The sequence below is a fragment of the Pseudomonas sp. PA-7-1E genome (assembly GCF_021605325.1).
In the GTDB taxonomy this organism is placed as follows: domain Bacteria; phylum Pseudomonadota; class Gammaproteobacteria; order Pseudomonadales; family Pseudomonadaceae; genus Aquipseudomonas; species Aquipseudomonas fluorescens_BV.
Genome location: NZ_WKFA01000045.1, coordinates 1 through 17,584 on the forward strand (window position 1 = coordinate 1; position 17,584 = coordinate 17,584).

At 61.3% G+C, this 17,584-nt stretch carries 14 protein-coding genes; 6 read left to right on the forward strand and 8 right to left on the reverse strand.

Annotation, left to right across the window (positions count from 1 at the left end):
- Window positions 1–151 precede the first annotated feature (151 nt).
- The 3 genes from GIW79_RS22250 to rloA are packed head-to-tail and all read right to left on the reverse strand — an operon-like array spanning window position 152 to window position 3,213.
- Window positions 152–1,138, reverse strand: coding sequence for an alpha-L-glutamate ligase-like protein (locus GIW79_RS22250; protein WP_003193326.1), 987 nt, complete (start codon window positions 1,136–1,138; stop codon window positions 152–154).
- On the reverse strand, window positions 1,138–2,670 hold the full coding sequence (gene rloB / locus GIW79_RS22255; RefSeq protein ID WP_003193324.1) for an osmotic stress tolerance membrane protein RloB: 1,533 nt from the start codon (window positions 2,668–2,670) through the stop codon (window positions 1,138–1,140). The genes GIW79_RS22250 and rloB overlap by 1 nt, the downstream gene beginning before the upstream one ends.
- 18 nt (window positions 2,671–2,688) lie before the next feature.
- Window positions 2,689–3,213 (reverse strand): retropepsin-like aspartic peptidase RloA, encoded by a 525-nt coding sequence (gene rloA / locus GIW79_RS22260; RefSeq protein WP_014719501.1) that lies wholly within the window; start codon window positions 3,211–3,213, stop codon window positions 2,689–2,691.
- Window positions 3,214–3,483: 270 nt separating this feature from the next.
- On the opposite strand from rloA, the gene GIW79_RS22265 reads away from it, so the two are divergent.
- The 6 genes from GIW79_RS22265 to prpD all read left to right on the forward strand — a co-directional run bounded on the left by GIW79_RS22265 (window position 3,484) and on the right by prpD (window position 11,880).
- On the forward strand, window positions 3,484–4,197 hold the full coding sequence (locus GIW79_RS22265) for a GntR family transcriptional regulator (protein ID WP_003193321.1): 714 nt from the start codon (window positions 3,484–3,486) through the stop codon (window positions 4,195–4,197).
- On the forward strand, window positions 4,194–5,087 hold the full coding sequence (prpB, locus tag GIW79_RS22270; RefSeq protein ID WP_236453114.1) for a methylisocitrate lyase: 894 nt from the start codon (window positions 4,194–4,196) through the stop codon (window positions 5,085–5,087). Before GIW79_RS22265 ends, prpB begins: the two co-directional genes overlap by 4 nt.
- 42 nt (window positions 5,088–5,129) lie before the next feature.
- Complete coding sequence (prpC, locus tag GIW79_RS22275) at window positions 5,130–6,257, forward strand: bifunctional 2-methylcitrate synthase/citrate synthase (RefSeq protein ID WP_054920630.1); 1,128 nt, start codon at window positions 5,130–5,132, stop codon at window positions 6,255–6,257.
- Window positions 6,258–6,440: 183 nt separating this feature from the next.
- Window positions 6,441–9,035: a Fe/S-dependent 2-methylisocitrate dehydratase AcnD gene (acnD, locus tag GIW79_RS22280; RefSeq protein WP_116667089.1), complete on the forward strand. Its 2,595-nt coding sequence runs from the start codon at window positions 6,441–6,443 to the stop codon at window positions 9,033–9,035.
- A gap of 11 nt (window positions 9,036–9,046) precedes the next feature.
- Window positions 9,047–10,237 carry a 2-methylaconitate cis-trans isomerase PrpF gene (gene prpF / locus GIW79_RS22285; RefSeq protein ID WP_020302624.1) on the forward strand — a complete coding sequence of 397 codons (1,191 nt, stop codon included), beginning with the start codon at window positions 9,047–9,049 and terminating at the stop codon, window positions 10,235–10,237.
- Between the two features lie 158 nt (window positions 10,238–10,395).
- Window positions 10,396–11,880, forward strand: coding sequence for a 2-methylcitrate dehydratase (gene prpD / locus GIW79_RS22290; RefSeq protein WP_236453117.1), 1,485 nt, complete (start codon window positions 10,396–10,398; stop codon window positions 11,878–11,880).
- 133 nt (window positions 11,881–12,013) lie between these two features.
- Here the strand turns inward: prpD and GIW79_RS22295 are convergent, their stop codons facing one another.
- From GIW79_RS22295 to GIW79_RS22315, 5 genes are read right to left on the reverse strand one after another with little or no spacing between them, the layout of a single operon-like run.
- On the reverse strand, window positions 12,014–12,748 hold the full coding sequence (locus GIW79_RS22295; RefSeq protein ID WP_034128353.1) for an alanyl-tRNA editing protein: 735 nt from the start codon (window positions 12,746–12,748) through the stop codon (window positions 12,014–12,016).
- A 2-nt stretch (window positions 12,749–12,750) separates the two neighbouring features.
- Window positions 12,751–13,743 carry a serine O-acetyltransferase gene (locus GIW79_RS22300; protein ID WP_236453119.1) on the reverse strand — a complete coding sequence of 331 codons (993 nt, stop codon included), beginning with the start codon at window positions 13,741–13,743 and terminating at the stop codon, window positions 12,751–12,753.
- Between the two features lie 37 nt (window positions 13,744–13,780).
- Entirely contained in the window at window positions 13,781–14,695 is a 915-nt protein-coding gene (locus tag GIW79_RS22305; RefSeq protein WP_127881138.1) for a PLP-dependent cysteine synthase family protein, read from the reverse strand.
- A 16-nt stretch (window positions 14,696–14,711) separates the two neighbouring features.
- Window positions 14,712–16,574 carry a molybdopterin-synthase adenylyltransferase MoeB gene (gene moeB / locus GIW79_RS22310; RefSeq protein WP_236453121.1) on the reverse strand — a complete coding sequence of 621 codons (1,863 nt, stop codon included), beginning with the start codon at window positions 16,572–16,574 and terminating at the stop codon, window positions 14,712–14,714.
- A gap of 23 nt (window positions 16,575–16,597) precedes the next feature.
- Window positions 16,598–17,542, reverse strand: a complete 945-nt coding sequence (locus GIW79_RS22315; protein ID WP_034128416.1) for a DMT family transporter — start codon at window positions 17,540–17,542, stop codon at window positions 16,598–16,600.
- Between the last annotated feature and the right edge of the window lie 42 nt (window positions 17,543–17,584).

The window sequence follows — 17,584 nt, forward strand, 5'->3', positions numbered from 1 at the left end:
ATTGTAGTCCTCTGTAGGCCTTGCTCCTAGAGCGGATGTCGGTGATAGCTCGATAGAGGGTATAGCCTGAGGGGCAACTGGCTTGTCAGAAAGCTATCGCAGGCAAACCAGCTCCCACCTATCGAGCCCGGGCTTGCCTGCGATGCGCTGCTTAGCCTTCAACCGGCGGAATATGCCCGAACATCTCCTGCACGAACTTCACCCGTTCCTCGGGGGTTTCTGTCACCCCGGCTGCCTTGAGCTCTTCAAGCCGTGCCTCCACCGCATGGGTGCGCAAAGTCAGGCCGCAATCGTTGGCAATCTGGATGTTCAGCCCAGGCCGAGCGTTCAGCTCAAGGATCAATGGGCCTTTTTCCTGGTCCAGCACCATGTCCACGCCGATATAACCCAGCCCGCACAGCTCATAGCAGCCGGCGGCGAGCTTCATGAAACCGTCCCAGTTGGGCAGTTGCACGCCATCCACCGCGTTGGTGGTGTCGGGGTGCTTGGTGATGATGTTGTTCAGCCAGGTGCCGCGCAGGGTCAGGCCGGTGGCCAGGTCTACACCCACGCCGATCGCGCCCTGGTGCAGGTTGGCCTTGCCGCCGGACTGGCGGGTGGGCAAGCGCAGCATCGCCATCACCGGGTAGCCCATCAGCACGATGATGCGGATGTCCGGCACGCCTTCATAGCTGATGCTTTTGAAGATCTGGTCGGGCACCACGCGGTACTCGATCAACGCGCGGTCGCGGTGGCCGCCGAGGGAATACAGGCCGGTGAGGATGCTGGAAATCTGGTGCTCGATCTCCTCATGGCTGATGATTTTGCCGGACACCGTGCGATAGCGCCCTTCAAACCGGTCGGCCACCACCAGGATGCCGTCACCGCCGGCGCCCTGGGCGGGCTTGATCACGAAGTCGCTGCGCCCGCCGATGATCTCGTCGAGCTTGTCGATTTCCTTCTCGGTGGAGATCACCCCGTACATTTCCGGTACATGGATGCCGGCCGCCAGGGCCCGTTCCTTGGTGATGATCTTGTCATCCACGATGGGGTACAGGCTGCGCTTGTTGTACTTGAGCACGTAGTCGGCATTACGCCGGTTAATGCCCATGATTCCCCGCGCTTCCAGGGCCTTCCAGGTCTTCCAGAAGCCGAACATCAAGAATCAGCCTTCAGGAACGCCTTGAAACGCACCAGCTCGGTGAGGCGATAGCCGCGGTAGCGACCCATGGCCAGCATGAAGCCCACCAGAATCAGCAGGATCGCCGGGAAGGTGAACACGAAGTAAACCAGCTCCGGCACGCTCATGATCAGGTGCGCCAGGGACGCAGCGAACAGCGTGCCAATCGCCACTTTCAGCGCGTGGTTGGCGCCACGCTCCTCCCAGGTGATCGACAGGCGTTCGATGGTCATGGTCAGGATCACCATCGGGAACAGCGCCACCGACAAACCGCGTTCCAGCCCCAGCTTGTGGCTGAACAGGCTGATGGCGGCAATCAGCACCACCACGAAGGTCAGCACCACCGACAGCCTCGGCAGCATCTGCAGTTTAAGGTGTTCAAGGTACGACCGGAGCGACAGGCCCAGTGCCGTGATGATCGTGAACAGCACAATCCCGAAGCCCAACTGGGTCTCGCGGAATGCCAGGGCGATCAGTACGGGGGTGAAGGTGCCCAGGGTCTGCAGGCCGATCAGGTTGCGCAGGATCAAGATTACCAGCACGCCTATCGGGATCATCACCATGATCATGAAGGTCTGCTGGGTTTGCAGCGGCAGGCCGTACAGCGAGTATTCGAGGAAGTTGGCGTCGGTGTTTTCGTCCGTCAGCTTGGCCAGGCGGATGGCGTTCATCTCGCTGTTGTTCAGGCTGAAGGTCACCATGGCTTTCTTGCCGCCATCGACGGTGATCAGGTTTTCATCGCCGGTCCACCACAGCAGGCGGTCGGCGGGCAGGCCCTGTTCACCAGTTTCCGGGTTGAAGTACAGCCAGTCGTTGCCGTTGAAACTGCGCAGCCACAGTTCCGGGGTTTGCGGCTGGTCGGCCACCAGGCGGATGGTGTGGACTTTCTCTACCGGCACGTGGGCGATGGACAGCAGCAGTTCGACGATCTTGGCTTTGTGCGGCGTCGAGGGGTCGCCGGCCAGCAGCAACTTCACATTGTCGTCGTTGAGGTTGTTGGTGCGCTTGATGGCTTCACTGATAAAGGTCTCGACGTCGGCCGAGTGCTGGCGGATCGGGGCCAGCAAGGCTTCGGCGGCGATCTTCTCGGGGCCTTCCACGGCGATGCTGTCGCGGAAGGTCGGGCCTTTGATCTTGACCTTTTCGCCGCTGTAGCGCTTGGTCAGCACCAGGCGGTAATAGAGGGTCTGGTTGCCCTTGGCCCGACGCGCCGACCAGGTGACCTTGCGGTTGCCGTCGATGCGGTTGACGCTCACCCCGTAGTTGTTCGAGATAAAGCTCTCATTGAGGCTGACGAAGTCGCGGCTCAAGGGCGGCACGAACATCTGGATCTTGACCGGGTCTTTCGGGTTGGCGACGAACTCGACCTTGGCGTCGATGTTCCACAAGTCGTCGGTGGCATCTTCGGTGACGGGAATTCCCAGCACGAAGATCTGATAAGCGGTGACCGAAATGCCCAGCACCACCAGCAAGGTGATCAGGATTTTCAGGTGCAGGGTCAAAGAGCGCATTCGGTTTACTCGGCGGTATTAAGCGTCGGCGGCGCAGGCGGGTTTGCCTGCTGCATATTTAAGACTGGGGTCGACCAGCGCATCAAAGCGTTTCAAGGCTTCGGAGCCAATCAGCAGCGGGTATTGGAATGCGCTGCGGTCAGTCAAGTTCACTTCGATGCTGCGTAAAGCACTGCCCATGCAGATATCCAGCGCAATCACTGGGCGGGCGGTGTAGTTCTTGTCCTCATCGGGGTCGTAGTCGCCGGCGCGGCGCTTGATCTTGCTGACGCGCGCCAGGGGCAGTTCGATGGGGTGGGAATGGGCGGTGTCGATGGCCAGGTAGAAGCGTACCCAGGATTCGCCATTGCGCTTGAAGCGCTTGATATCGCGGGCACTCAACGAGGCGGTCTTGGCGCCGGTGTCGAGTTTGGCCGCCACTTCCAGGTCGATACCCGCAAGCTTGGCGTATTCATTCAGGCCGTACACGGTCTTCTCGGCGCCAGCGCCAAGGCTCGGTATGCACAGCAGGCACATCACTAGTAGGTAAGGCTTGAGTCTCATAAATCCTGAGGCAGGGCAGTGCACTGTTCATTTCATGGGGACTGGCATTGCTGCGCAATCTCGGGTGCGCCCTTTCATCATTTGATGTCAGGCAAAAGCGGCGGGCATTCTAACATGATGCTTTTTTGGCGCCAGCGCTGGCAGGCGGCCATGCCTTGGCAAGCGAATGAGGGGGTTATTAGACGATTGTCGACAATATGCATTTATTCTTTGACTGCGAGAGGCTTATTGGCTAGTTTTTGCGGCATCGATTTTAAAGGTGTCGACAATATGTTGGAGCAACTGGAAAAACCAGCGGTGGCACCAGACGATTCCCAGACCATGTCAGAGAACGTCTTCCGGCGTATCCAGGCCGCCATCGTCAAAGGCGAAATCGCCCCCGGCAGCAAGATTTCCGAGCCGGAGCTGGCGCGCACCTACGGCATCAGTCGCGGCCCGCTGCGCGAAGCGATCCATCGCCTGGAAGGTCAGCGCCTGCTGGTGCGGGTGCCTCATGTCGGCGCACGCGTGGTGTCTTTGAGTCATGCCGAGTTGGTCGAACTGTATGAGATTCGCGAGTCCCTGGAAGGCATGGCCTGTCGCCTGGCCGCCGAGCGCATGACTGACGCAGAGATCGAGGAGCTTCGCCAGGTGTTGCACACCCACGAACGGGATGCGGCGTTCCAGGCCGGTGTCGGCTATTACCAGCAGGAAGGCGACTTCGATTTTCACTACCGCATCATTCAAGGTGCCGGTAACCGCACCCTCACCCAAATGCTCTGCGGCGAGCTGTATCAACTGGTGCGCATGTACCGCATCCAGTTCTCCGCCACCCCCAATCGTCCACGCCAGGCCTTTGCCGAGCATCACCGCATTCTGGACGCGATTGCCGATCGCGACGGTGAACTGGCCGAACTGTTGATGCGCCGGCATATCGGCGCCTCCAAACGCAACATTGCCCGTCACTTCCCGGACGGTGCGCCTTCATCACGAGGTGAGTCATGAGTTCCAACAACAACAGCACTCCCGGCCACCGTTTCCGTGACGCCGTCGCCAGTGAACAGCCCTTGCAAGTGGTGGGCGCCATCAACGCCAACCATGCGCTGTTGGCCAAGCGCGCCGGCTTCAAGGCGATTTATCTGTCAGGTGGCGGTGTAGCCGCCGGCTCCCTCGGCGTGCCGGACCTGGGTATCACCGGCCTGGATGACGTGCTCACCGACGTGCGCCGCATTACCGACGTGTGCGACCTGCCGCTGCTGGTGGACGTGGACACCGGTTTCGGCTCCTCGGCGTTCAACGTGGCGCGTACCGTCAAGTCGATGATCAAGTTCGGCGCCGCCGCCATCCATATCGAAGACCAGGTGGGCGCCAAGCGCTGCGGTCATCGCCCCAACAAAGAAATCGTGTCCCAGCAGGAAATGGTCGACCGCATCAAGGCCGCCGTGGATGCGCGCACCGATGACAGCTTCGTGATCATGGCGCGTACCGACGCCCTGGCAGTCGAGGGCCTGGAGTCCGCCCTGGAGCGTGCAGCCGCGTGCATCGAGGCCGGTGCCGACATGGTATTCCCGGAAGCCATCACTGAACTGGAGATGTACAAGCTGTTCGCCTCCCGCGTGAAGGCGCCGATCCTGGCGAACATCACCGAGTTCGGCGCGACACCGCTGTACACCACCGAACAGTTGAAATCTGCGGATGTTTCCATTGTGCTGTACCCGCTCTCGGCCTTCCGTGCCATGAACAAGGCCGCCGAGAATGTCTACACCGCGATTCGTCGCGACGGTACCCAGCAGAACGTGATCGACACCATGCAAACGCGCATGGAGCTTTACGATCGCATCGACTACCACACCTTCGAGCAGAAGCTCGACGCGCTGTTCGCCGCGAAAAAATAAACCCTGTGGTTCCCTGAACAACTACAAAATTGGAGAACGAACATGGCTGAAGCTAAAGTATTGAGTGGTGCAGGCCTGCGTGGCCAGGTCGCCGGGCAGACTGCACTGTCCACCGTGGGCCAGGCCGGCGCCGGCCTGACCTACCGTGGCTACGACGTACGCGAACTGGCCGCTGACGCCCAGTTTGAAGAAGTCGCCTACCTGCTGCTGTACGGTGAATTGCCAACCCAGGCAGAACTGGCCGCGTACAGCGACAAGCTGAGCAAACTGCGTGACTTGCCCCAGGCCCTGAAAGAAGTGCTCGAACGCATCCCCGCCGACGCCCACCCGATGGACGTGATGCGCACCGGGTGCTCGTTCCTGGGCAATATCGAGCCGGAGAAAGACTTCAGCGTGCAGCGCGATGTCACCGACCGCCTGCTCGCCGCGTTCCCGGCGATCATGTGCTACTGGTATCGCTTCAGCCACGACGGCCAGCGCATCGATTGCGTGACCGACGAGCCGAGCATCGGTGGCCACTTCCTGCACCTGCTGCATGGCAAGAAGCCGAGCGAGTTGCACGTCAAAGTGATGAACGTGTCACTGATCCTCTACGCCGAACACGAATTCAACGCTTCGACCTTCACCGCACGGGTGTGTGCATCGACATTGTCCGACCTGTATTCCTGCGTCACCGCTGCCATCGGCTCCCTGCGCGGCCCGCTGCATGGCGGTGCCAACGAAGCAGCGATGGAAATGATCGAGCGTTTCTCCTCGGCCCAGGAAGCGGTTGAAGGCACCCTTGGCATGTTGGCGCGCAAAGACAAGATCATGGGCTTTGGCCACGCGATCTATAAAGACAGCGATCCGCGCAATGAGGTGATCAAGGGCTGGTCGAAAAAACTCGCTGACGAAGTGGGCGACACCGTGTTGTTCCCGGTCTCCGAAGCCATCGACAAGACCATGTGGGAACAGAAGAAGCTGTTTCCCAACGCCGATTTCTACCATGCCTCGGCGTACCACTTCATGGGCATCCCGACCAAGTTGTTCACGCCGATCTTCGTATGCTCGCGCCTGACCGGCTGGGCTGCGCATGTGTTCGAGCAGCGCGCCAACAACCGCATCATCCGTCCAAGCGCCGAGTACACCGGCGTTGAGCAGCGCAAGTTCGTGCCAATCGAACGTCGCTGAATGGGATGGGCTGTGCCCGCTGGCTAATGTGCTTGTTTGTGGGAGCTGGCTTGCCTGCGATGGCATCACTGTGGTGTGACAGGTACACCGAGGTGATGCTATCGCAGGCAAGCCAGCTCCCACAGGAAACAAAGCCAGTGTCGACAGCTCACCTTTCGAACTTACCGTGACCGAGTCCTGACGATGAACACTGAATTTCGCAAACCACTCCCCGGCAGCCGCCTGGATTTCTTCGACGCCCGTGCGGCTGTCGAGGCAATCACCCCCGGCGCCTACGCCACGCTGCCCTACACCTCGCGCGTGCTCGCCGAGAACCTGGTGCGCCGTTGCGACCCGGCCACCCTCGACGCGTCCCTGAGCCAACTGATCGAGCGCAAGCGCGACCTCGACTTCCCGTGGTTCCCGGCCCGCGTGGTGTGCCATGACATCCTCGGCCAGACCGCTCTTGTCGACCTCGCCGGCCTGCGCGATGCCATCGCCCAGCAAGGCGGCGACCCGGCGCAGGTCAACCCGGTGGTGCCCACCCAACTGATCGTCGACCACTCCCTGGCCGTCGAGGCCGGTGGCTTTGACCCGCAAGCCTTCGAAAAAAACCGCGCCATTGAAGACCGTCGCAACGAAGACCGCTTCCACTTTATCGAGTGGACCAAAAAGGCCTTCAAGAACGTCGATGTGATCCCACCGGGCAACGGCATCATGCACCAGATCAATCTGGAGAAAATGTCTCCGGTGATTCAAGTGCGTGACGGTGTGGCCTTCCCGGATACCTGTGTCGGCACCGACAGCCATACGCCTCACGTAGACGCCCTGGGTGTGATCGCCATCGGCGTCGGTGGCCTGGAAGCCGAGAGCGTGATGCTCGGCCGCGCGTCGTGGATGCGCCTGCCGGAAAGCGTTGGCGTGGAATTGACCGGCAAGCTGCAACCGGGCATCACCGCCACCGATATGGTGCTGGCGCTCACCGAATTCCTGCGCCAGCAAAAGGTGGTCGGCGCCTGGCTGGAGTTCTTCGGCGAAGGGGCCTCGGCACTGACCTTGGGTGACCGTGCCACCATCTCCAACATGGCCCCGGAGTACGGCGCCACCGCCGCGATGTTCTACATCGACGCGCAAACCATTGCCTACCTCAAACTCACCGGTCGCGAAGACGAACAAGTCGCCCTGGTCGAGCAATATGCACGCCACACTGGCCTGTGGGCAGACGACCTGAAAGGCGCGCAGTACGAGCGCAGCCTGAGCTTCGACCTCTCCAGCGTCGTGCGCAACATGGCCGGCCCGAGCAACCCCCATGCCCGCCTGGCCACCCGCGACCTGGCGTCGAAAGGAATTGCCGGCCAATGGGATGACGTGCCGGGGCAAATGCCCGACGGCGCAGTGATCATCGCCGCCATCACCAGTTGCACCAACACCAGCAACCCGCGCAACGTGATCGCCGCCGGCCTGTTGGCACGCAACGCCAACAAGCTGGGGCTGACCCGCAAACCGTGGGTCAAGTCGTCCCTGGCGCCGGGCTCGAAAACCGTGGCCATGTACCTGGAAGAAGCCGGACTGGGCCATGAGCTGGAAAAGCTCGGCTTTGGCGTGGTGGCCTTTGCCTGCACCACCTGCAACGGCATGTCCGGCGCGCTCGACCCGGTGATCCAGCAAGAGATCATCGACCGCGACCTGTACGCCACCGCAGTGTTGTCGGGTAACCGCAACTTTGACGGGCGCATTCACCCTTACGCCAAGCAAGCGTTCCTGGCGTCGCCGCCGCTGGTGGTGGCCTATGCGATTGCCGGTACCATCCGTTTCGACATCGAAAAGGACGTGCTCGGCCTGGACGCCGACGGCAAGGAAATCCGCCTGCAAGACATCTGGCCGAGCGATGAAGAGATCGATGCGGTGGTCAAGGCTTCGGTGAAACCCGAGCAATTCCGTGCGGTGTATATCCCGATGTTCGCCATCCACGAAGACACCGGGCCCAAGGTCACGCCGCTGTACGACTGGCGCCCACAAAGCACCTATATCCGCCGCCCGCCGTACTGGGAAGGCGCGCTGGCCGGTGCACGGCCGCTCAAAGGCATGCGCCCGCTGGCGGTGCTGCCGGACAACATCACCACCGACCACTTGTCGCCGTCCAACGCGATCATGCTGGACAGCGCCGCCGGTGAATACCTGGCGAAAATGGGCTTGCCCGAGGTCGACTTCAACTCCTACGCCACCCACAGGGGTGACCATCTGACGGCGCAGCGCGCCACCTTCGCCAACCCGAAACTGTTCAACGAAATGGTGCAGGAAAACGGCAAGGTCAAGCAGGGCTCTCTTGCGCGTATCGAGCCGGAAGGCAAAGTCACGCGGATGTGGGAAGCCATCGAGACTTACATGGAGCGCAAGCAACCGCTGATCATCATCGCCGGCGCCGACTATGGCCAGGGCTCGTCCCGTGACTGGGCGGCCAAGGGCGTACGCCTGGCCGGTGTGGAAGCGATTGCCGCCGAAGGCTTCGAGCGCATCCACCGCACCAACCTGGTGGGCATGGGCGTGCTGCCCCTGGAATTCCTGCCAGGCACCGACCGCCACACCCTCAAGATCGACGGCAGTGAAACCTATGATGTGGTCGGCGAGCGCACCCCGCGTGCGCAACTGACCCTGGTGATCAACCGCAAGAATGGCGAACGTGTCGAGGTGCCAGTGACCTGCCGCCTGGACACCGCCGAAGAAGTGTCGATCTACGAGGCCGGTGGCGTGTTGCAACGTTTCGCCCAGGACTTCCTGGAATCAAAGGCGACCGCCTGAAGAGGATAACCATGGCACACGTAGCGCAAATCAAGATCCCCGCCACCTACATGCGTGGCGGCACCAGCAAGGGCGTGTTCTTCAGCCTCCAGGACCTGCCCGCAGCGGCGCAGGTGCCGGGCCCTGCACGCGACGCCTTGTTGCTGCGGGTGATCGGCAGCCCCGACCCCTATGACAAGCAGATCGACGGCATGGGTGGGGCCACCTCGAGCACCAGCAAGACCGTGATCCTGGCCAAAAGCAGCCGCGCCGATCATGACGTGGATTACCTGTTTGGCCAAGTCTCCATCGACAAGCCATTTGTCGATTGGAGCGGCAACTGCGGCAACCTGTCGGCAGCGGTGGGTTCGTTCGCCATCAGTGCCGGCCTGGTCGATGCGGCCCGCGTGCCCCATAACGGCGTGGCCGTGGTGCGGGTGTGGCAGGCCAATATCGGCAAGACCATCATCGCCCACGTGCCGATCACTGACGGCGCGGTGCAGGAAACCGGCGACTTTGAACTGGACGGCGTGACCTTCCCGGCCGCCGAAGTGCAGTTGGAATTCATGGACCCAGCGGCGGAAGAAGAGGGCGGTGGTGGTTCGATGTTCCCCACCGGCAACCTCGTCGACGACCTGGAGGTGCCCGGCGTCGGTACCTTCAAGGCCACGTTGATCAACGCCGGTATTCCGACGATTTTCATCAATGCCCAAGACCTGGGCTACACCGGTACCGAGCTGCAAGGCGCGATCAACAGCGACCCCAAGGCCCTGGCGATGTTCGAGACCGTGCGGGCGTATGGCGCGTTGCGCATGGGCCTGATCAAACACCTGGACGAAGCCGCCCAGCGCCAGCACACGCCCAAGGTGGCATTCGTGGCCAAGCCTGCCGATTACGTGGCCTCCAGCGGCAAGGCGATCAAGGCCGGCGATGTGGACCTGCTGGTGCGCGCCTTGTCGATGGGCAAACTGCACCACGCGATGATGGGCACCGCGGCGGTGGCGATTGGCACCGCCGCGGCGATTTCCGGCACCTTGGTCAACCTGGCGGCGGGCGGCGTAGAGCGCAATGCCGTGCGCTTCGGGCACCCGTCCGGCACTTTGCGCGTAGGCGCCGAGGCCAGCCAGGTGGACGGTGAATGGGTGGTGAAGAAAGCCATCATGAGCCGCAGCGCACGGGTGTTAATGGAAGGCTATGTGCGCATCCCCGGCGACGCTTTCTAGCTTGATCGTTCCCACGCTCCGCGTGGGAACGCCGCCTGGGACGCTCTGCGTCCTGCTGTGACGCACAGCGTCACGGGTTGCATTCCCACGCGGAGCGTGGGAACGATCAACATCAACCTTGAGCTTGAGGAACAACCCCACCTTTTAGGAGAACCGCCATGAGCGCCAACGTCGACCAGAACAACCGCCCCGACTACGACCCGGTTTTTCAGGGTATCGCCGACTACGTCCTCAACTACCGCATTGACTCCCAGGACGCTCTGGATACCGCCCGCAACTGCCTGATGGACACCCTCGGCTGTGGCCTGCTGGCCCTGCGCTTCCCCGAGTGCACCAAGCACCTGGGGCCGATGGTCGAGGGTACCGTGGTGCCGTTCGGTGCACGGGTGCCGGGCACTTCGTTTCGCCTGGACCCGGTCAAGGCCGCCTGGGATATCGGTTGCATCGTGCGCTGGCTCGACTACAACGACACCTGGCTTGCTGCTGAATGGGGCCACCCTTCGGACAACCTGGGCGGCATCCTCGCCGTGGCCGATCACCTGTCGCAGAAGCGCCTGGCCAATGGCGACGCGCCGTTGACCGTGCGTGCAGTGCTGGAAGCGATGATCATGGCCCACGAAATCCAAGGTGTGATTGCCTTGGAAAACTCCTTCAACCGGGTAGGCCTCGACCATGTGTTGCTGGTGAAAGTCGCTACCACGGCGGTCACCGCCAAGCTGATGGGCGCCAACCGCGAGCAGTTGCTATCGGCGTTGTCCCACGCTTTTGTCGATGGTCAGGCGCTGCGCACCTATCGTCATGCACCGAATGCCGGCTCGCGCAAATCCTGGGCGGCGGGCGATGCGTCGAGCCGCGGCGTGCGCCTGGCAGACATCGCCCTGCGTGGCGAAATGGGCATCCCCGGCGTGTTGAGTGCGCCGCAGTGGGGCTTCTATGACGTGCTGTTCAGCCACACCAACAAGGACCTGGCGCTCAAGCCCGAGGACAAGCGAGCTTTCAGCCTGCCCCAAGCCTACGGCACCTATGTGATGGAAAACGTGCTGTTCAAGATCAGCTTTCCGGCCGAGTTTCACGCGCAAACCGCCTGTGAAGCGGCAGTCGCCCTGCATCCGCAGGTCAAGCATCGTTTACATGAAATCGACCGTATCGTGATCACTACCCATGAGTCGGCGATTCGCATTATTTCCAAGGTCGGCCCATTGGCGAATGCCGCCGATCGCGACCACTGCCTGCAATACATGACCGCCGTGCCCTTGGCGTTCGGCAATCTGGTGGCCGAGCAGTATGAAGATGATTTCCACGCGGCCCACCCGATCATCGATGAGCTGCGCGACAAGATGGTCGTCATCGAAGACCCGCGCTACAGCCGCGAATACCTGGAGGCCGACAAGCGCTCGATTGCCAACGCGGTGCAGGTGTTTTTCACGGATGGCACCTGCACCGAGCAGGTGGTGGTGGAGTACCCGATTGGCCATCGCCGCCGTCGGGTGGACGGCATTCCACTGCTGGAAGACAAGTTCAAGGCCAACCTGGCCACGCGGTTCACCGCGCAACGCAGCGCCGAAATCTTTGCGTTGTGCAAGGATCAGGCACGGCTTGAGGCTACTCCAGTCAACCGTTTCATGGACCTGCTCACTATCTGAAAAACAGCACAGTCACTGTAGGAGCGAGCTTGCTCGCGAAAAACGTCAACGATGCCGCGTGCTTCCTGAGTAAGCGCGGCGCCTATGGGTTTTTCGCGAGCAAGCTCGCTCCTACAGAGGCAATGACGCAGGCTCAAGCGTGTCCAAACCGCAGTATCACCCGGCGGTTGTGCTTGCTCTTTTTCTCGATCTTCTCGCAGAACACCCGGCCGATTTCCTCGGTATTGAGCACATGGGTACCGCCGCAGGGCTGGATATCGATGCCGGGGATTTCAATCACCCGTACCGAACCGGAGACCACCGGCGGCGCAACCGCCTGAGTGCGGGTGATCTGCAGCAGGGTCGCGTACTCGGTGGCAGGCATCGACAGCGTTTTCACCGCGTGGGCCTGCTCGATCAGGGCGTTGAGGTCACGGGTGAGGCCGTCTTTGTCCAGGGTCATCTCCGGCAGGTCGAAATCCAGTCGGCCTTTATCCGCACTGATGCTGCAACCGGTCACGGGCGCGTCGATGAGGGAGCACAGCAAGTGCAGGCAAGTGTGCATCTTCATGTGCTGGTAGCGCCGCTCCCAATCCAGCCCGGCGTCGACCTGGACGCCAGCGGCCAACTGTTCGGGGCAATGGTCTACCTGATGCCAGATGATCGAGCGCAACACCGGATCGCGCACGGTGCCTGTCACCTCGACCCGTGTGCCATCGGCCAGGGTGAAGTGGCCGGTATCGCCTGGTTGCCCGCCGCCGGTGGGGTAGAACAGGGTGTGCTCCAGGGCGATACCTTGTTCGCTGACGGCAATCACCCGGGCGCTGAAGGCGTTCTGGTAGGGCGCGCTGTCAAACAGCGCCAGGGTTTCCATGGTATGCACGGACATGTTCAACCTCCGACGATCAATGGGGTGGCTTGCAAGAGGTGGCGCACCAGTGCGCTCAAGCCAGGGGGAGAGAGCAGGGTGATTTCAAATTCCGGCCCGCACACCTTCAGGTTCAGCGGCAGGCGTGGCAGTTGCTCGTCGTTGTCGAGGCGACGCAGGCGAAACTGCAGGTGGTGCCGCTCTTTCACCGTGGGTTCGAGCATCAGTCCTTGCAGCGGATGAAAGTCGGCGTCCAGCACGGTGACCTTGTGGCCGGCACTCACTTCGCCCACCACGTGCAAGCGCTCATCCAGGCCAAAGGCGCCGAGGTAGTTGCTATGGTCCGATTCATCGTTTTTCTGCAGTTGGATCTGGTTGACCACCTTGACCTTGGTGCCTGCCGGCACGTCCTGGGTAATCACGCAGGAGGGGCTGATAAACACGTTATCGCCGATCGAAACATAGCCCAGCACCCGGGCGCCGGCGCCGACTTCGACGTTGTTGCCCAGGCGCGGGTGGCGTTTGCCGTCCGGGTTGTTGGCAATACCGCGCGCACCCAGGGTCACGCCGCAGAGGATATAGCAGTCGTTGCCGATCACGCAGGTCTCGCCGATGACCGTGCCGTAGCCATGGTCCAGCACAAAGCGCCGGCCGATGCGCGCTGCCGGGTGAATCTCGGCGCCGGAGAGAATCTTGCCCTGGTTACTCAGTTTGAGGGCCATGCGCGAAAAATCGCCGTGGTCAGCGGCCTGGAAATGCCACACCAGGTGCGCAAGGCGGTAGAACAGCACGGCCTTGAACGAGGCGTAGGATTCCAGGATCAACTCACCGCGCCCACGGGACGCGGGGTCGCGATAGGCATAGGCAATCAGGTCCTCGGCCACCGCCTGGGCGGCGGTCTGGATCAACGGTGCCAGGTGCGGCTCCAGCTGCTTCATCTGTCTGGGCGTCAGGGTGGTGATGAGGTGGGTGAGCAACTCATCGTGCAGCTGTTGCATGTCGATAAAGCCCCCCATGGAGACACCCCCGTACATTGAATGGTTGGAAGCCCCGTTATTCGAAACTGGGCAGGTAGCTGTCGGCATTGTCGTAGACCATGGTCAACACCACCGTTTCAGGCGGCAGTTCGGGGGCGAGTTGGGCGATGGCAACCATGTTGGCGGCCGAAGACAGCCCCAGGCTGATGGCATCGGTGCGCATGATGCGTTTGATCATGTCCAGGCAATCGGCGTGCGACACCTTGAGCATGCCGTCGATCACGTCCAGGTTGAGGATGCTGGGGATCAGGCCAATCGACAGGCCCTGGATCCCGTGCGCTGCGTGTTGGTCTTTGAGCAGGTCGCACTCTTCCGGTTCTACACCCATCACCCGCAGCGCCGGCCAGGCGGCCTTGAGGGTTTCGCCGATACCGGTGATGTGTCCACCGGTGCCAATGCCGCTGACGAAGTAGTCCACGCGCTGTTCACCGAAGGCGCGGAGGATTTCCGGGGCGGTGGTGTCGCGGTGGGTTTGGGGGTTGGCGCCATTGCGTTGCTGGTTGAGCATCACATAGTTGGGGTTCTCCAACTGCAGCTCCATGCACTTTTCGCCGTGGGAGTTATTGCCCAGGCGACTGTCGGACAGCACTACCCTGGCGCCATACAGACGCAGCAGTTTCTGTTTTTCCGGGCTGTAGTTGTCAGGGATCACCAGCACTACTTTGTAACCCAGCACATTGCCGGCCATCACCAGGCCAATGCCGGTGTTGCCGCCACTGGGTTCGATGATGGTTTGCCCGGAATCACGGATCAGCACGCCGCGGCGCTCGGCATCCAGGATCATGCCCAGGGCGATGCGCGCCTTGTGGCTGCCGCCGGGGTTGAGGGACTCCAGCTTGGCGTAGACCTCGATGCCGAGGTCTTCGGAAAACTGGGCCAGACGCACGATCGGCGTTTGGCCGATGACGTCGAGAATGGAGTTATGCAGCATCAGCACGTCCCCACTTTCAGTACAACGGCATGTCAGGTTCGACGTCGCGAACCCAATGTTTCATGCCACCCTGGAGGACTTTGGTGCTGGCAAAGCCGGCCGCCAACAGGGTGCTGGCGGCTTGCTCGGCACGGGCGCCTGCGTAGCAGATCAGGTAGTGGGTGTTGTCGCGGCTCAAGCTCGCGAGCTGTCCATCCAGTTCTGCCAGCGGGATATGCACCACGCCGGGTAATTTGCAGACCTCCAGTTCGCTGGCGTCGCGCACGTCGAGCAATACATCGGCGCTGCTGGGGTGTTCAAGCACTTGCTTGAGCACCTGGGGCTTGATGTAGCGTTCCGCGGCCAGGGAGGGCAGGCTCGGTACGGCATCGGCGCAGGTGGCCGGCGCGACGGTTTCGCTATGGCGCAGGTCCGAGCAGCAGGGGCAATCAGCGCGGCGCTTGAAGCGGATTTCGCTGAACTTCATCGCCAGCGCGTCGAAGCGCATCAAGCGGCCGGACAAGGGTTCGCCAATACCGATCAGCAATTTGATCGCCTCGGTGGCCTGGATCATACCGACCACGCCCGGCAACACGCCGATCACACCGCCCGCGCTGCAATTGGGTGCCAACTCTGCGGGTGGGGCCTTGGGGAACAGGCAGCGATAGCACGGCCCACCTTTATAGTTGAGCACGCTGATCTGCCCGTCGAAACGGTAGATAGCGCCGTACACCAAAGGTTTGCCCAACTGCACACAGGCGTCGTTGACCAGGTAGCGGGTGTCGAAATTGTCGGTTCCGTCGATCACCAGGTCATAGGCGCCCACCAGTTCCAGGGCGTTGTCGCTGTTGAGCGCGGTGTTGTACGCGTTGATCTGGATATGTGGATTGAGGTCCAGCAGGCGCTGCTTGGCGGACTCGACCTTGGGCATGCCCAGGGTGCTGTTGCCATGCACAATCTGGCGTTGCAGGTTGCTGCTTTCCACCACATCAAAGTCCACCAGCCCCAGGGTGCCGATGCCGGCCGCGGCCAGGTACAGGCTGATGGGCGAGCCCAGCCCGCCGGTACCAATGACCAGTACCTTGGCTTTCTTCAGGTTCAATTGGCCTTCGCGGCCCACGCCCGGCAGGGTGATGTGGCGCACGTAGCGCTGCACTTCTTCGTTGCTCAGGGTATCGATGTCCATGCCGCCTGAGGTGGCGAGCAACACTTCGATCCGGGATTTCGGCGGCAGGGCTTCATCGGCTTCGATCAGCGCCTCCTCGGCGGTAAACAGGAAGTGTTCCTTGAGCTGGTTGTTCTTTTCATGGAACAGGTGCTGACGTAATTGGGGGTGATGGGTGCAGAGATTTTCAATGACTTCGCGCAATGTCGATCCGGCGCCCTCAAGGGTCGATTCCGGCAGCTTGGCCACGCGAACCAGAATGTCGGGGAAAGAGACAGCGTTCATGGACAACTCCGTGTGCAGGTCGTTGAAAGGTTGAAGGGAGAAATGCTTGCCATCCCAGGCAAACAGCTTGGAGCCCAGGGCCTGGCCCTGGCGGACATCCACCACCAAATAGCTGACGGGGAAGATCGGCTCGCCCAGAAACAGTGCCTTGTCCTGGTCTTCGTCACTGAAATAGGCGCCGACATCCGGGTGTGAGTGGTAGATCACCACCACCGGGTTGTCACTGCGAAACGCCTTGTTCATCAGCAAGGTGTCGGCCACCGAAAAGGTGTAGCCATTGGCCGCGCTGCGTGGGTACATCTCGGGGTTCTTGCGGTGCAGCTCATTCTGGATATTGCTGCCCAGGTACACGCTGCCGTCGGCGAAGACGAAACCACAGCACTCCTCGGGGTAGCTGCGGCTGGCGTGGGCGTAGATCTGTTCCAGGGCGGTGGGGCGGAGGACATCCATGTTTCTCTCGCGTTGGTTGAGGGTCACTTTTTCTTGGCCATGAGTTTTTCGATCGGCAACTTGGTAATCGCAAAGCCGGCCAGCAGGATCGCCGAGTACAGCATCAGGTCGCGGGAAATTTCCACGCCTTCGTACCAGGCTCCGATGATGACCGCGAACACCGGGAAGATGATGAAGACGAACGACAGGATGATCGGGCTCAGGCGCTTGAGCAGCATGAAATACACAATGAACCCACCCACCGAGGCCACTAGCCCCAGGTAGAACAGCGCGCTCCAGGAGCGCAGGGTGATGTCGTCGAACGTCGGTGTTTCAAACCACAGGCCGGCCAGGAACAGCATCAGCCCGGCAATGCCGATGGGCAGGGTGTTGTAAGTGATGACGCTGATGGCGCTGCCTTTTTGTTTGGTAATGACATAGCACAAGGCGTGCATGATCGCGGCGCTCAGAATGGCCAGTACCCCGAAGAACTCGGCGTGGTCCAGGTGCAGGCCCTGGCTCTTGATGATCATGTAAAGGCTGCCGAAACCAATGCCGATGCCGACCACCTGGGAGAAATAGATGCGCTCGCGCAGGAACAGCGCGGAGAAGATCAGGATGAACACTGGCATGCAGCTGAACAGCAGGGCCGTGAGGCCCGACGACACATGCATTTCGCCGTAATTGAGCAAATAGTAGGGAACGCTGAAGTAGGACAGGGTCACGAATACGAAGAACCAGCGGCTTTCCCGGGGAAACAGGATCGGCTCACGGCGCACCATGGCAAAACACAGGAACAGCGGAAACGCGATGAGAAAGCGCAGGCCGGCAGATGTCAGCGGCGGCACGCTCTCGACGGCGATCTTGATGCCCAGCCACGTAGTGCCCCAACTCAGGCACACGATAAGGAACATCACGCTGGTCACCAGCCCGGCGAGCCACTGTTTTTGCGTTTTTGTTTTTGCAGTGTTTTCGAGAACGGCGGACATTGGCATCGTTTATTGCTTCCCTGGGCCGAAATTGAACTCTAT

What these genes read in the sequence shown, in the direction of transcription:
- GIW79_RS22250 (WP_003193326.1), bottom strand. Translation starts at nt 1,138, where the DNA reads ATGTTCGGCTTCTGGAAGACCTGGAAGGCCCTGGAAGCGCGGGGAATC.
- prpC (WP_054920630.1), top strand. Translation starts at nt 5,130, where the DNA reads ATGGCTGAAGCTAAAGTATTGAGTGGTGCAGGCCTGCGTGGCCAGGTC.
- rloA (WP_014719501.1), bottom strand. Translation starts at nt 3,213, where the DNA reads ATGAGACTCAAGCCTTACCTACTAGTGATGTGCCTGCTGTGCATACCG.
- prpB (WP_236453114.1), top strand. Translation starts at nt 4,194, where the DNA reads ATGAGTTCCAACAACAACAGCACTCCCGGCCACCGTTTCCGTGACGCC.
- prpF (WP_020302624.1), top strand. Translation starts at nt 9,047, where the DNA reads ATGGCACACGTAGCGCAAATCAAGATCCCCGCCACCTACATGCGTGGC.
- rloB (WP_003193324.1), bottom strand. Translation starts at nt 2,670, where the DNA reads ATGCGCTCTTTGACCCTGCACCTGAAAATCCTGATCACCTTGCTGGTG.
- GIW79_RS22305 (WP_127881138.1), bottom strand. Translation starts at nt 14,695, where the DNA reads ATGCTGCATAACTCCATTCTCGACGTCATCGGCCAAACGCCGATCGTG.
- acnD (WP_116667089.1), top strand. Translation starts at nt 6,441, where the DNA reads ATGAACACTGAATTTCGCAAACCACTCCCCGGCAGCCGCCTGGATTTC.
- GIW79_RS22295 (WP_034128353.1), bottom strand. Translation starts at nt 12,748, where the DNA reads ATGTCCGTGCATACCATGGAAACCCTGGCGCTGTTTGACAGCGCGCCC.
- GIW79_RS22265 (WP_003193321.1), top strand. Translation starts at nt 3,484, where the DNA reads ATGTTGGAGCAACTGGAAAAACCAGCGGTGGCACCAGACGATTCCCAG.
- GIW79_RS22315 (WP_034128416.1), bottom strand. Translation starts at nt 17,542, where the DNA reads ATGTCCGCCGTTCTCGAAAACACTGCAAAAACAAAAACGCAAAAACAG.
- prpD (WP_236453117.1), top strand. Translation starts at nt 10,396, where the DNA reads ATGAGCGCCAACGTCGACCAGAACAACCGCCCCGACTACGACCCGGTT.
- GIW79_RS22300 (WP_236453119.1), bottom strand. Translation starts at nt 13,743, where the DNA reads ATGGGGGGCTTTATCGACATGCAACAGCTGCACGATGAGTTGCTCACC.
- moeB (WP_236453121.1), bottom strand. Translation starts at nt 16,574, where the DNA reads ATGGATGTCCTCCGCCCCACCGCCCTGGAACAGATCTACGCCCACGCC.